The 13,707-nt window shown below is 61.6% G+C and carries 9 protein-coding genes and 1 pseudogene; 3 read left to right on the top strand and 7 right to left on the bottom strand.

Annotated elements, in window-relative coordinates; all coding sequences use genetic code 11:
• Nucleotides 1-63: 63 nt before the first annotated feature.
• The 3 genes from U6037_RS03250 to U6037_RS03260 form a co-directional block, all read right to left on the bottom strand.
• A complete protein-coding gene (locus U6037_RS03250) occupies nt 64-1,638 on the bottom strand; it encodes a collagen-like triple helix repeat-containing protein (RefSeq protein ID WP_322845785.1) in 1,575 nt (524 codons plus the stop codon).
• A gap of 299 nt (nt 1,639-1,937) precedes the next feature.
• A complete protein-coding gene (locus tag U6037_RS03255; protein WP_322845786.1) occupies nt 1,938-2,792 on the bottom strand; it encodes a MaoC family dehydratase in 855 nt (284 codons plus the stop codon).
• A gap of 2 nt (nt 2,793-2,794) precedes the next feature.
• Nucleotides 2,795-4,147, bottom strand: coding sequence for a 3-oxoacyl-ACP reductase (locus tag U6037_RS03260; protein ID WP_322845787.1), 1,353 nt, complete (start codon nt 4,145-4,147; stop codon nt 2,795-2,797).
• Between the two features lie 284 nt (nt 4,148-4,431).
• On the opposite strand from U6037_RS03260, the gene U6037_RS03265 reads away from it, so the two are divergent.
• Entirely contained in the window at nt 4,432-5,709 is a 1,278-nt protein-coding gene (locus U6037_RS03265) for an acetyl-CoA C-acetyltransferase (protein ID WP_322845788.1), read from the top strand.
• A 418-nt stretch (nt 5,710-6,127) separates the two neighbouring features.
• Here U6037_RS03265 and U6037_RS29380 read toward each other — a convergent pair whose 3' ends face one another.
• Both U6037_RS29380 and U6037_RS29385 read right to left on the bottom strand, forming a co-directional pair.
• The gene (locus tag U6037_RS29380; RefSeq protein WP_416221716.1) at nt 6,128-6,895 is read right to left on the bottom strand and encodes a methyl-accepting chemotaxis protein; all 768 of its coding nucleotides are present in this window, start codon (nt 6,893-6,895) and stop codon (nt 6,128-6,130) included.
• Between the two features lie 138 nt (nt 6,896-7,033).
• Nucleotides 7,034-8,074, bottom strand: a pseudogene (locus U6037_RS29385) (cache domain-containing protein); the annotation flags it as partial.
• A 447-nt stretch (nt 8,075-8,521) separates the two neighbouring features.
• Between U6037_RS29385 and U6037_RS03275 the strand changes: the two are divergent.
• Both U6037_RS03275 and U6037_RS03280 read left to right on the top strand, forming a co-directional pair.
• Entirely contained in the window at nt 8,522-9,418 is an 897-nt protein-coding gene (locus U6037_RS03275; protein WP_322845790.1) for a PA4780 family RIO1-like protein kinase, read from the top strand.
• A 301-nt stretch (nt 9,419-9,719) separates the two neighbouring features.
• Nucleotides 9,720-10,928, top strand: a complete 1,209-nt coding sequence (locus U6037_RS03280; RefSeq protein WP_322845791.1) for an MFS transporter — start codon at nt 9,720-9,722, stop codon at nt 10,926-10,928.
• Here the strand turns inward: U6037_RS03280 and cueR are convergent.
• Nucleotides 10,882-11,295, bottom strand: a complete 414-nt coding sequence (gene cueR, locus U6037_RS03285) for a Cu(I)-responsive transcriptional regulator (RefSeq protein WP_025111722.1) — start codon at nt 11,293-11,295, stop codon at nt 10,882-10,884. The genes U6037_RS03280 and cueR overlap by 47 nt on opposite strands.
• Nucleotides 11,292-13,685 (bottom strand): copper resistance metal-translocating P1-type ATPase CueA, encoded by a 2,394-nt coding sequence (gene cueA, locus U6037_RS03290; protein ID WP_322845792.1) that lies wholly within the window; start codon nt 13,683-13,685, stop codon nt 11,292-11,294. Before cueA ends, cueR begins: the two co-directional genes overlap by 4 nt.
• Between the last annotated feature and the right edge of the window lie 22 nt (nt 13,686-13,707).

Consider the following 13,707-nt stretch of genomic DNA (forward strand, 5'->3'; position numbering starts at 1 on the left):
ATCTTCCGCCCTCAACCAAGCGTAGGCGCTGTAGGTGAGGCCGTCGAATCGGCCAGGTGCAATTTAGCGTTTGTTGCCTCCCAGGGCGCCGGTCAAACCGCCGAGTACGCCGCCCAGACCGCCACCGGTGGTGCCCCCGCTGGCACCGCCGTTGACCAGTCCGCCGACAGCGGAAACGGTGCCGCCGACGTTGCTGACCAGACCACCGACTGCTGTGGTGACCGGGTTGTTGGTGGCGGCAATCGCGCCACCAATGTTGCTGACGGCGCCGCCGACCTGACCGGTGAGACCGGCGACTGGCGAGCCGAGACCGGTAGCGCCGCCCACTTGTTGGGTCACGTTGGTGACGGCACTGGTGACCGGATTCAGGCCGTTGCCCAGGACGCTGCCAACGGTAGCCAGCGGTGAAGTCGTTGCGGTGATCGGTGAACCCGAGCCGCCGAGTACGGTGTTGAGCGAAGCGACGGTGTTGCCAAGGCCAACAGCCGTGACACCGCCGGCACTGACCACGCCGTTGGTATTGCCGGCATTCAGGCCTGCGCCGACGTTGACCACAGCACCGCCGACGGTTTGCAGCAAACCGGTGCCGCCGAGGCCACCGCCCAAACCACCACCCACTCCACCAGTACCCGAGCCGGTGCCGTTGGACACCAGACCACCGGCCTTGCCGACCGCGGTGCCGGTATCGCTCAACGCGCCGCCGAGTGTGTTGGTGAGGGCGTTGCCGTTACCCGCATCGGTGACCTTGCCGCCCAGGGTGTTCACCGCACCGCCGACTTGCGAGATCACGCCTTTGAGTGGATCGCCGAGCCCGGTGGCATCACCGACCTTGTCCGTGGTGCTTTCGACCATGGCGATCACCGGCACCAGACTGGAGCCGAGTTTGTTGGTCAGTTGGCTGGTCGGGCCGCTGGTGAGCGTGGTGTCGAGGGTATTGCCGAGCATGGTGACTTTCTCGCCGACACCATCAAGTAGCGGCGCGACTTTGGTCACAACACCACCCACCACCGGAACACTGCCGGTAGCCGTCGCCAGTTTGCCGCTGAGGTCGGAAACGCCGTTGCCGACATCGGTGACCACGCCGCCGACCGAAGCGACGGTGGTGGTCAAACCTTTAGGATCGGTGGCCAGTTTGCCGATGCCGTTGCCGATGCCATCACCCAGGGTGGTGACGACATTGCCAGCGGTGTTGGCCGCACTTTGTACAACGCCACCGACAACAGGAACGCTGCTCAGCGAGTCACCAATCTGGCCAACGCCATCGCCGACGCCAGCAACGGTTTTACCGACATCCTGTACCAGCGTGGTGGTCACCAGCGGTGTAGTGGTTGGATTGGTCGGGTTGGTGGGATCGGTCGGATCTGTCGGGTTGGTTGGATTGGTCGGATCGGTGCCACCTGTACCGCCGGTTCCGCCAGTACCGCCGGTGCCACCGGTTCCGCCAGTGCCGGCCGTATCACCGGTGCCACCCGTGCCGCCAGTACCCGATGTACCGCCAGTGCCGGCGGTGCCGTCCGCCGCAGAACTGCCGGAGCTGCTGTGATGGCCGCCACCGCCGCTGCTGCAACCGGCGAGGCCAAGGGAGAGAATCAATGCCAGAGCAATTGCTGATTTGCACCACACGTCTTGAGTTTTCATGATGGAGATTCCTTGCACCTGTCACAACGTTCGTTGTCTTCGATGGCTCGCCGATCTGTCGTCGGTGATGCCTTCGACCGTTGTGCTCAATCTCAGTCCAGGGGCAGGTTTTGCACCATTCTCAAGTTGGTATTAACGCCTTTATATATAAGGTGAAGAGCAGTGCGTAATGACTAATACCCAATATATAGGCGCACAAAAAAAGGCCTTGATAATCAAGGCCCGGAGGTTTTCGGCAAAGGCGGAGGAGGCGGACAAAACTTAAGTGATATACACACAATTAATGGTATGGCGAAGGCTCAGGCAATCGGCTGCAACTGCCCGACCATGTGCTCCAGATCACCCGCGCCGGTCAGACGCAACTCACCGCTGGACCCCGCTGCACTCGCCTGCAATGTCACCTCACTGGGCAGGCGCACCGGTTTGCGAAAGTGCACGGCGATCTCGAGGTTGGCCTTGGGCAAATGATCGCTCAGCGCCGCGAGCGTTCGCGCCTTGTTCCACAGACCATGGGCGATTGCTGTCGGAAAACCAAACAGCTTGGCACTCGCCGCACTCAAGTGAATCGGGTTGTAGTCTCCGGAGACTTTGGCGTACTGCCGCCCGATGTCCGCCGGGGCTTTCCAGTGCGCCACTTGCTCCAAGGATTGTGATGGCTGCCAAATCTCCTCGACCGGCTCGCCTTCAAGCTTGACGCCGCGACAGAGCATCTGGCTTTCGGCTTCCCACAGCGGCCCGAGCTGATCATCCAGGGTGGTCAGCACATCGAACGTCGCACCTTTCGGATGCGCTTGCAGATTCGTCACGCGCACGCTCACTTGCGCCCGACCGATCCTGCCCATCGGGCGCAACAGGCGAATGCGGTTGCTCAGATGAATCAGCCCCAGCAGTGGAAACGGAAACTCTTTGGCCGTCAGCAATTGCATCTGCAAGGCGAAGGCGAGGATGTGTGGATACGTCGGCGGCAGCAGACCGTCATCGACGAATCCGCAGACCTTGCGATAGGCCGCCAGACGTTTGCCATCGACATCGACCCAACAGCGCAAGCCGCCGTCAGGCAAGTGCGTGCCGGTGATTTTCCGGCGCGTCGCCGCCCGTGAGTACAGCCCGGGCAGACTCGGTTCGCGATCCAGCGTGTGCCATACGATGTTCATGTCTAAGCCCCCAGAACGCTTTGTCCACAGACCCGCAGCGCCTGCCCGGTAAACGCGCCGGTGCCCGGTTGCGCCAGCCACGCGACCGCTTCGGCAACGTCCTGCGGCAAGCCGCCCTGACCGAGTGAACTCATGCGCCGCCCGGCCTCGCGCAGACCGAACGGGATGTGTGCGGTCATCTGCGTTTCGATAAAACCGGGAGCGACGGCGTTGATGCTGATGCCACGTTCCAGCAACGTCGGAGCCCAGGCTTGCGCCAGCCCGATCAAACCGGCCTTGCTCGCGGCGTAGTTGGTTTGCCCGCGATTGCCGGCGATGCCGCTGATCGAGGCCAGCAGAATCACCCGCGCGTTGTCGAGCAACGTGCCGCTGTCGAGCAGGGCTTTGGTCAACACTTGCGGGGCATTGAGGTTGACCGCCAGCACCGCGTCCCAGAACTCCGGCGTCATGTTGGCCAGGGTTTTGTCGCGGGTGATGCCGGCGTTGTGCACCAGAATGTCGAGGCCGTCGGGCAGCTGTTCGATCAGTTGTGCGGCGGCATCTTCGGCGCAGATATCGAGGGTGATGGCGCGCCCGCCGAGACGCGCGGCGAGGGCTTCAAGATCGGTCCTGGCCGGGGGAACATCGAGCAGTATCACCTCGGCGCCATCGCGAGCGAGTGTTTCCGCGATGGACGCACCGATGCCGCGTGCTGCCCCGGTGACCAGCGCCTTGCGCCCGGCCAGTGGCCGCGTCCAGTCCGTCACTGGCGTCGCACACGTGGTCAGGCGAATCACTTGCCCGGACACGAACGCACTTTTCGGCGAAAGGAAAAACCGCAGCGGGCCTTCCAGTTGATCTTCCGCGCCTTCGCCGACATAGATCAGTTGCAGCGTGCCGCCACTGCGCAGCTCTTTGGCCAGCGAACGGGAAAACCCTTCCAGCGCTCGTTGCGCACTGGCGGCAAATGGATCACTCAGGGTTTCCGGCGCACGACCGAGAATCACCAGATGCGCGCTGTGCTCAAGGTTCTTCATCAACGGCTGGAAGAATTCGCGCAGCTGCTTGAGCTGGTCGGTGTGCAGCAATTCGCTGGCGTCGAACACCACGGCTTTTAGTTTCGGGCCATGGCCGGGAATCCATTCGGTGGCGCTCGCCGGTTGCTCGCCGTAGCGGTAGATGCCGTCGGTCAAACGGTTGGCGAAGGCACTGATGCGCTCGGCCAGCGGCCCGCCGCCGATCAGCAGTGCACCTTCCACTGGCCGCAGGCGCCCGGCCTGCCAGCGTTCCAGTCGCACCGGCGACGGCAGACCCAGCGCCCCGACCAGACGATGGCCGATGGACGAGTTGGCGAAGTCGATATAGCGGTCAGACATGGAACGCTCTCCAGAAGTTGGGGTTCAAAGTGTGGACTGTCGATGGCAATCAATCGTTCGATCCACGCAATAAGGCCTACGCTAGAACAGCAGAGTAGTTTGCCCCCGGCATTTGTGTTGCCGAACGCACATTCATAAACACAGCTGACCCCCTGTAGGAGTGAGCCTGCTCGCGATAGCGGTGTATCAGTCAAGAAACGTTTATCTGACCCACCGCTATCGCGAGCAGGCTCACTCCTACAAGGGATTGGCGTGAATTCAGACCTTTGGACAAGGAGTTATTCATGAGTCAGCTGCGCCGCGTCGCGATCATTGGCGGTAACCGCATCCCCTTCGCCCGTTCCAACGGGCCGTACGCCACGGCCAGCAATCAGGTGATGCTCACCGCCGCCCTCGAAGGCCTGATCGAACGCTACAACCTGCACGGCCAGCGCATTGGCGAAGTGGTGGCGGGCGCGGTGCTGAAATTGTCACGAGATATGAACCTGACCCGTGAATGTGTGCTCGGCTCGCGCCTGTCACCCGCGACGCCCGCCTACGACATTCAGCAAGCCTGCGGCACTGGCTTGGAAGCGGCGATCCTGGTGGCTAACAAAATCGCCCTTGGCCAGATCGACTGCGGCATCGCCGGCGGTGTCGACACCACCTCGGACGCACCGATCAGTGTCAGCGAAGGCCTGCGCAAAATCCTCCTGCAAGCCAACCGCGCCAAGACCACCGGCGACAAGCTGAAAACCTTTCTGCAACTGCGGCCCAAACATCTGATCCCGGAATTTCCGCGCAACGGCGAACCGCGCACGGGCCTGTCGATGGGCCAGCACTGCGAACTGATGGCGCAGACCTGGCAGATCCCGCGTGAAGAGCAGGATCAACTGGCCCTCGAAAGTCACCACAAACTGGCTGCGTCCTACAGCGAAGGCTGGCACAACGACTTGATGACGCCGTTCCTGGGCCTGACTCGCGATAACAACCTGCGTCCGGACCTGACCCTGGAAAAACTCGCAACGCTGAAACCGGCGTTCGAAAAAAGCGCGAAAGGCACACTGACGGCAGGCAACTCCACGCCGCTGACCGATGGTGCGTCCGTGGTGCTGCTCGGCAGTGAAGAGTGGGCGAAGGAACGGGGTCTGCCAATTCTCGCGTACCTGCGCGATGGCGAAGCGGCGGCAGTGGATTTCGTCAACGGCGCCGAAGGGTTGCTGATGGCGCCGGTGTACGCCGTGCCACGGTTGCTGGCACGCAACGGGCTGACCTTGCAGGACTTCGATTACTACGAAATTCACGAGGCTTTTGCGGCGCAGGTGCTGTGTACGTTGAAGGCCTGGGAAGATCCCGAATACTGCAAAACCCGGCTGGGCCTTGATGCGCCGTTGGGTTCGATTGATCGAAGCCGGCTCAATGTGAAGGGCAGTTCGCTGGCGGCCGGGCATCCGTTTGCTGCGACTGGCGGGCGTATCGTGGCGAACCTGGCCAAGTTGCTGGACGCGGCTGGGAAGGGCAGGGGGTTGATATCGATTTGCGCGGCGGGCGGGCAGGGTGTTACGGCCATTATCGAACGCTGACGCTGAAAGAGCCCCTCACCCTAACCCTCTCCCAAAGGGAGAGGGGACTGATTGGGGGATGCTTCGGAGTTACACCGACCTGATCTTGCTTTACTGAATCCATAATCGACGGTGTTTCCGTCAGACGTTTAGCCCAATCGATAATCGACGCGGTAATTCAGGTCGACGTATAACACCAGACACCTCGACCGGCCCTCTCTCCCAAAGGGAGAGGGGACTGATTGGGGGATGCTTCGGAGTTACACCGACCTGATCTTGCTTTACTGAATCCATAATCGACGGTGTTTCCGTCAGACGTTTAGCCCAATCGATAATCGACGCGGTATTTCAGGTCGATGTATAACGCCAGACACCTCGGTCAGCTCCCTCTCCCTCCGGGAGAGGGCTGGGGTGAGGGGCTGTTGAGGTCGCAACAATCTCAGGTACGAAACCGGCGTACCAACCCATCCAGCTCATTCGACAACCCCGCCAGACTCTGCGAGTCCAGACGCGCCGAGTTGGCCAGTTCTGCCACCAACTGCGCATCGCCATGAATCTGGCTGATGTGCCGATTGATATCCTCAGCCACTTGATGCTGTTCTTCGGCGGCGGTGGCGATCTGCGTGTTCATGTCGCGGATCACGTCCACTGACTCGCGGATCTGCCCGAAACTTTCGCGCGCCTCGCCAATACGCGTCACCGACTGCTGCGAGACCTGCAGGCTGGCATGCATCTGTTGTGTGACCTGGCTGGTGCGTTTGGCCAGATTACCGAGCAGACCATCGATCTCTGCCGTCGAATCCGCCGTGCGTTTGGCCAGTGCGCGCACCTCATCGGCGACCACCGCAAAGCCGCGACCCTGTTCACCGGCACGCGCCGCTTCGATCGCGGCATTGAGCGCCAGCAGGTTGGTTTGTTCGGCGATGGAACGGATGGTGCCGAGGATCGACTGGATATCGTTGCTGTCGCGCTCCAGTTGCTGCATCGACTGCGCCGATTGCTCCAGCTCCTGACTCAATTGGTCGACGCTGTTTACCGCCGCATCAATCTGCTGCTGGCCTTGGCGGGCCTGACGCTGGCCGCTGTCGGCGGAGTCCGCTGCCTGGCTGCAAGAGCGCGCGACTTCGTTGGCGGTGGCGACCATTTCGTGGAATGCGGTCGAGACCATGTCGACGGCTTCGCGCTGACGCCCGGCTGCTTCGGCCATGTCGCTCGACACTCGGGTCGAGCTCTGCGAGGTCGCGAGGATTTTTCCGGCAGCGCCGCCGATGTGCTGGATCAGACTGCGGATTGCGGTAAGGAACTGATTGAACCAGTTGGCCAGTTGCGCGGTTTCGTCGTTGCCCCGAATGTCGAGGTTCTTGGTCAGGTCGCCTTCACCCTGCGCGATGCCTTCCAGACCACTGGCGACGCTGCGGATCGGGCGCACGATCAGGCTGGCGAAACTGGCGCCGACCACGGCGAACAGCACGGCCAGTACGGCGGCGATGATTGCGATCAGCCAGGTCAGTTGCGTGGCTGAGCTCATCACATCGCTCTGCTTGATCAGGCCGACGAAGGTCCAGCCCAACTGCTCCGACGGCCAGACGTTGGCCATGTAGCGCTCACCGTTAAGCTCGACTTCGACCAGACCTTTGCCGGCCTTGGCCAGTTGAGCGTAGCCTTCGCCGAGGCTGTCCAGTGGCTTGAAGTTGTGTTCCGGCTGTTTCGGATCGACCAGTACGGTGCCACTGTTTTCCAGGAGCATCAGGTAGCCGGTTTCGCCAAGCTTGATCTGTTTGACGATTTCGGTGAGCTGCTTGAGCGTCACGTCGATACTGACCACGCCGCCGTTGCTGCCGAGTTTGTTGTCGATGGTGCGCACAGTGCTGACGTAGGTCGCATCGTCCTGCGCCCAGTAATAAGCGGCGGTACGCAACGGTTTGCCCGGCTTGGCCTGGGCGGCCTTGTACCACGGCCGCTGGCGCGGGTCGTAGTTGTTGAGTTTGGGGTCGTCCGGCCACGACACATAACCGCCGGCGGCGGTGCCGACGATGGCATAGGCGTAAGCCGGGTGGGCGTTACCCAGATCCTGGAGGAACGCGAAGACCGTCTTGTCCATCTCGCCCTGCGGCACGGATTCGGCGTTGGCACTCATGTAGGTCTTGAGGCTGTCGTCGGTGTTTTTGATCAGCGGTTGCGACGCCAGGTAATCGACGTTCTGGCTGATGCCGTCAAAAAACAGCTGCATGGCATTGCTGACCTGCCGGATCTCGCGACCGCTGCCGTCGACAAAGCTGTCCCGGGCATCGCTGCGCAGGTTCATCACCACCAGGGTCGCGACCAGCACCACCGGCAAGCAGGCGATGATTGCAAACGCCCACGTCAATTTCTGTTTGATGTTCATCCGCGCTCCAGATTTTCTTGTAGGCCCACGCAGTGCAGATGACTTGTGGTTTATTGGCAGCCGAAAACGTTGTGGATCACCCGTTTCCCTGAGTGCGGCATCGCTGATTTTTTTGGAACGATTGTCGGACAAATCCCTCTGTCATTGAGGGCTTCGGCTGCGAAACAGGGAAATTGAGGCGGCTTCGAAAAAATCTTCCGAAGGGTATTAACCCTTGTGTCAGATTCTGTCGCAAATGCCCTCGAAGACATGTACCAACAAGTACAACAGGCTCGGCTATGATTCCCCACGGTCGATGCGCGAGCGCAGAGTTGGCCCTGTTTAATCCGGCACAGTGTGTGCATTCTCAACGTTCACAGGTCGGCAACCCCTCCCCGTTGTGCGAGGATTGCCGTATAACGAGTGACATTCGCGTGTTTGGTAATAAAGGACCCACAATAAAAGCTGATGAAGACTCCAAAACGCATTGAACCCCTGATCGAGGACGGTCTGGTCGACGAAGTGCTGCGCCCACTGATGAGTGGTAAAGAAGCAGCTGTTTATGTGGTGCGCTGCGGCAATCAGTTACGTTGCGCAAAGGTCTACAAGGAGGCGAACAAACGCAGTTTCCGCCAGGCGGCCGAGTATCAGGAAGGCCGCAAGGTGCGCAACAGCCGACAGGCTCGCGCAATGGCAAAAGGCTCCAAGTTCGGTCGCAAAGAGACCGAAGATGCCTGGCAGAACGCCGAAGTGGCGGCGCTGTTCCGTCTGGCCGGTGCCGGGGTGCGGGTGCCAAAACCCTACGACTTCCTCGACGGCGTGCTGTTGATGGAGCTGGTGGCCGACGAATTCGGCGACGCCGCGCCGCGTCTGAACGACGTGGTGCTGGAGCCGGAACAGGCGCGCGAGTATCACGCGTTCCTGATTTCGCAGATCGTACTGATGTTGTGTACCGGTCTGGTGCACGGTGACCTCTCGGAGTTCAACGTGCTGCTGACGCCGACCGGCCCGGTCATCATCGACCTGCCGCAAGCCGTCGACGCTGCCGGCAACAACCACGCGTTCAGCATGCTGGAGCGTGATGTTGGCAACATGGCTTCGTACTTCGGTCGCTTTGCGCCGGAGTTGAAACTGACCAAGTACGCGAAAGAAATGTGGGCGTTGTACGAAGCCGGCACCTTGCACCCGAACAGTGTGCTGACCGGTGAGTTCGATGATCCGGAAGACCTGGCCGACGTTGGCGGGGTGTTGCGCGAGATCGAAGCGGCGCGCCTCGACGAGGAACGCAAGCAGGCTATCCGTGCGGCGGACGACGAGCCGAAAGGCAAGTCGGACGAACCGCCGCCGCCACCGTGGATGCAGTGATTGCTTGATGAGAAACCCGGCTTCGGCCGGGTTTTTTGTTTGAACCGGAAGCCCTAAACCCCCTCACCCCAGCCCTCTCCCAGAGGGAGAGGGGGCCGACCGCGCTGTCTGTCGATTTACATCGACCTGAAATACCGAGTTGATTATGGATTCGGTGAGGCTCTTTCACATCGGTGCAGCTCAGGAATATCCCCCAATCAGTCCCCTCTCCCTCTGGGAGAGGGCTAGGGTGAGGGGACTTTCGGATCCTGGCCAATTCAAGTCTACTGTCCACCGCTCCAACCACACTCAAGGACTGAATGTGACCACCCCCCGCAACACCCACCTGATCGTCACCGCTCGACTGATCTCTGATTTCGGCGCCTTCCTCAACATGGTCGCGCTGGCCACCTACGTCTACCTGCTGAGCAACAGCGCCATGAGCGTGGGGATCTTTCTCGCCAGTCGCGTCGGCGGGGGGATATTTGCCAGCCTGATTGGCACCGCGTTTTACCGTCGATGCAGCGGACGCGCACCGCTTATTGCGTTCGATCTGCTGCGCGCCAGCGTGCTCGGTTTGCTGTTGATCGTGCCCGTCAGCCAGCAAGCCTTGCTGCTGCCCGTGATCGCTTTCGGTCTGGGCCTGGGCAATTCGATGTTCGCCATCGGCCTCAACAGTCAATTACCGCGTCTGATCCCCGCCGAGCAACTGCTCAAGGCCAACGCCTGGATCACTTCGGCGTCTTCAGCGGCCATGGTCGGCGGCAGTCTGGTTTCAGGTTTGCTGGTGGCGGGTTTTGGCTTTGAAACGGTATTCGCCCTGAATGCGCTGACGTATTTGCTAGCAGCGTTGTTGATTGTGCCGCTGCGATTCGAACCTGCAACAGCCAACGAGGGAACCGGACGCGGCGAATGGATAGCGCTCAAGCAAGGCCTGCGTTCTGCGCCGGTAATTGCTGCGATGCTCGCGGTGACCATGGCCGACACCTTGGGCAGCGCTGCGCACAACGTCGGCTTTCCGATCATCTCGAAACTGCTTACGCCAGAGTCGGCGAGCACCACGCTGGGCCTGATGCTCGCGGTGTGGGCCAGCGGCAAACTGCTGGGCGCGCGAATCGCCAGTCGTCTCAAGGGCTCGGACAACAGCCATCTGGAACAGCGGTTTTTCTTCGGCGTGGCGCTGATGTCCTGCGGTTTTATCCTGATGTTCCAGCAGCACAGCCTCTATGGTCTGCTGCTGTTTTCCTTGCCGGCGGGACTGGGTGACGGTTTTTCCGAAGTCGGGTTGATGTCGCGGCTGCAGCGCGAACCCGAGCAGTTGCGCCTGCCGATTTTCAGCGTCCTGACCTTGCTGCAAATGACCGGGTTCGGTATCGGCATGCTCATCGCCGCGCCGTTCTACGGATGGTGGGCGCCGGGTGCCGTGGTCATGCTGTTCCACGGCATCCCGCTCAGTACCTTGTTACTGATGAAGGCTCTGGCGCTTAAGCGCGGGCGGGTTGCGCGCAGCAGCCCGACGCCAGTTCCTTGAGGATCGGGCAATCGGGGCGGTGGTCGCCGTTGCAGTGCTCGACAAGGTCTTGCAGAGTGTCGCGCAGCTCACCGAGTTCGCGAATCTTCTGATTCAACTCGTCGATGTGCTGCCGCGCCAACGCCTTCACATCGGCACTGGCGCGCTGGCGATCCTGCCAGAGGGTCAACAGTTTGCCGACCTCTTCCAGGGAAAAACCCAGATCCCGTGAGCGCTTGATGAAGGCCAGCGTGTGCAGGTCATCGTCGCCGTAGACTCGGTAACCGCTGTCGGTGCGATGGGCGGCTTTGAGCAGGCCGATCGACTCGTAGTAGCGGATCATTTTTGCGCTCAGGCCACTGTGTCTGGCCGCTTGGCCGATGTTCATCGGTGTTCCTCCAGGTCCTTGGGTTTCCAGGTTTTCAACAGTAGCGCATTGCTCACCACGCTGACGCTCGACAGCGCCATGGCAGCCCCGGCCAGCACCGGGTTGAGGAAGCCGAACGCTGCCAGTGGAATGCCGATCAGGTTATAGACGAAGGCCCAGAACAGATTCTGGCGGATCTTCGCATAAGTCTTGCGGCTGATTTCCAGCGCCGCCGGCACCAGCCGTGGATCGCCGCGCATCAGGGTGATGCCCGCCGCGTGCATGGCGACGTCGGTGCCGCCGCCCATGGCGATGCCGATGTCGGCAGCGGCGAGGGCCGGGGCGTCGTTGATGCCGTCGCCGACCATGGCTACCACGCCGGTTTTTTTCAGCTCGGCGACGGTGGCGGCTTTGTCCGCTGGCAGCACTTCGGCGTGGACATTGCTGATGCCCAGCGCTTCGGCGACCACACGTGCGCTGCCACGGTTGTCGCCGGTCAGCAGATGGCTGTGGATATCCCGGGCGGCGAGTTGTTGCACGGCTTCCAGTGCGCCGGGTTTGAGGGTGTCACCGAAGGCGAACAAGCCGAGCACTTGCGGTTCAGGACTTTGCTCGATCAACCATGACAGGGTGCGGCCCTCGGCTTCCCAGGCTTGGGCGGATTCGCTCAGGTTGCCGGCGCTCAAGGCACTCTCTTCGAGCATGCGCCGATTGCCCAAGGCCAGACGCCGGCCATCGAGATTGCCGGCGATGCCGCGACCGGTGAGCGACTGGCTGTCGCTGACATCCGGTACGTGCAGTCCTCGTTCCGCTGCGGCATCGAGCACCGCTTTGGCCAACGGGTGTTCGCTGCCGCGTTGCAGCGCGCCGGCCAGTTTCAGCAAGGTGTCTTCATCGCCATCCACCGCGCTGAAATGGGCGATACGCGGCGTGCCAGAGGTCAGCGTGCCGGTCTTGTCGAACACCACACTGCTGACTTCATGGGCGCGTTCCAGTGCTTCGGCATCCTTGATCAGAATGCCGTGACGCGCCGCTACGCCGGTGCCGGCCATGATCGCGGTCGGCGTGGCAAGGCCCAGTGCACAGGGGCAGGCGATGACCAGAACGGCGACGGCATTGATCAACGCGGTTTCGAGCGGTGCGCCGTAGAGCCACCAGCCGATCAGTGTCGCCAAGGCAATCAGCAACACGGTTGGCACAAAGATCTGGCTGACTTTATCCACCAGTTTCTGGATCGGTGCCTTGGCCGCCTGGGCGTCTTCGACCAGACGAATGATCCGCGCCAGTACGGTCTCGGCGCCGAGCGCCTGAGTGCGCACCAGCAAGCGCCCTTCACCATTGATCGCGCCGCCGGTGACTTTGTCACCCGGTTGTTTCGGCACCGGCAAGCTTTCGCCGCTGATCAATGCTTCGTCGGCGTGGCTCTGGCCTTCGATGACTTCACCATCGACCGGGAAGCGTTCGCCGGGTTTGACCAGCACCAGATCGTTGAGGCGCAGGGCGCTGATGGCGACATCCTGTTCGCGACCGTCGATCACTTGAATGGCCCGTTCCGGGCGTAACGCCTCGAGGGCGCGGATGGCACTGGCGGTCTGACGTTTGGCGCGGCTCTCTAGGTATTTGCCGAGCAGCACCAACGCGATGACCACCGCCGACGCTTCGAAATACAGATGCGGCATGCGCCCGGCAGCGGTGGCCCATTCATAGAGGCTCAAGCCGTAACCGGCACTGGTGCCGAGGGCGACCAGCAAGTCCATGTTGCCAGCTCCCGCCCGCACGGCTTTCCACGCGGCGACATAGAAACGTGCACCGAAAACAAACTGCACCGGCGTGGCGAGGGCGAATTGCGCCCAGGCCGGGAGCATCCAGTGGATGCCAAACGGTTGCAGCAACATCGGCGCCACCAGCGGCAGAGCCAGGGCGATCGCGCAGATCAGTGCCCAGCGTTCATGTTTCAGGCGCTGTTGTTGGTTATCGGTTTGTGGGTGTTCGGCTTGCCAGACGCTGGCCGAGTAGCCGGCCTTGGTGACGGCTTCGAGCAGGGTTTGCGGATCGACCTGACCGAGCAATTGGAGGTGGGCGCGTTCGTTGGCCAGGTTGACGCTGACGCTTTTCACCCCGGGGACTTTGTTCAGGGCGCGCTCGACGCGACCGACGCAGGAGGCGCAGGTCATGCCCTCGATATTCAGTTCGATGGTTTGCTGCGGGACGCTGTAACCGGCGCGCTCAACTGCGTCCATCAAGGCCGGCAGACTGCCGCCGGGTGCCTGCACACGGGCCTGCTCGGTGGCGAGATTGACGCTCACGGCACTGGCGCCGCTGACTTTGCTCAACGCCCGCTCGACACGGCCGGCGCAACTGGCGCAGGTCATGCCGGCAATCGGCAGATCGAACGTGATGGAATCGGACATCGGTCGTACTCCCTGTAGTAGA

Origin of the sequence: Pseudomonas sp. B33.4, assembly GCF_034555375.1 — a bacterium.
Classification (GTDB): Bacteria; Pseudomonadota; Gammaproteobacteria; order Pseudomonadales; family Pseudomonadaceae; genus Aquipseudomonas.

Coding starts and splice junctions, on each gene's coding strand:
- U6037_RS03250 (WP_322845785.1), bottom strand. CDS start 1,638: ATGAAAACTCAAGACGTGTGGTGCAAATCAGCAATTGCTCTGGCATTG.
- cueA (WP_322845792.1), bottom strand. CDS start 13,685: ATGTCCGATTCCATCACGTTCGATCTGCCGATTGCCGGCATGACCTGC.
- U6037_RS03265 (WP_322845788.1), top strand. CDS start 4,432: ATGAGTCAGCTGCGCCGCGTCGCGATCATTGGCGGTAACCGCATCCCC.
- cueR (WP_025111722.1), bottom strand. CDS start 11,295: ATGAACATCGGCCAAGCGGCCAGACACAGTGGCCTGAGCGCAAAAATG.
- U6037_RS29380 (WP_416221716.1), bottom strand. CDS start 6,895: ATGGCCGAAGCAGCCGGGCGTCAGCGCGAAGCCGTCGACATGGTCTCG.
- U6037_RS03275 (WP_322845790.1), top strand. CDS start 8,522: ATGAAGACTCCAAAACGCATTGAACCCCTGATCGAGGACGGTCTGGTC.
- U6037_RS03255 (WP_322845786.1), bottom strand. CDS start 2,792: ATGAACATCGTATGGCACACGCTGGATCGCGAACCGAGTCTGCCCGGG.
- U6037_RS03260 (WP_322845787.1), bottom strand. CDS start 4,147: ATGTCTGACCGCTATATCGACTTCGCCAACTCGTCCATCGGCCATCGT.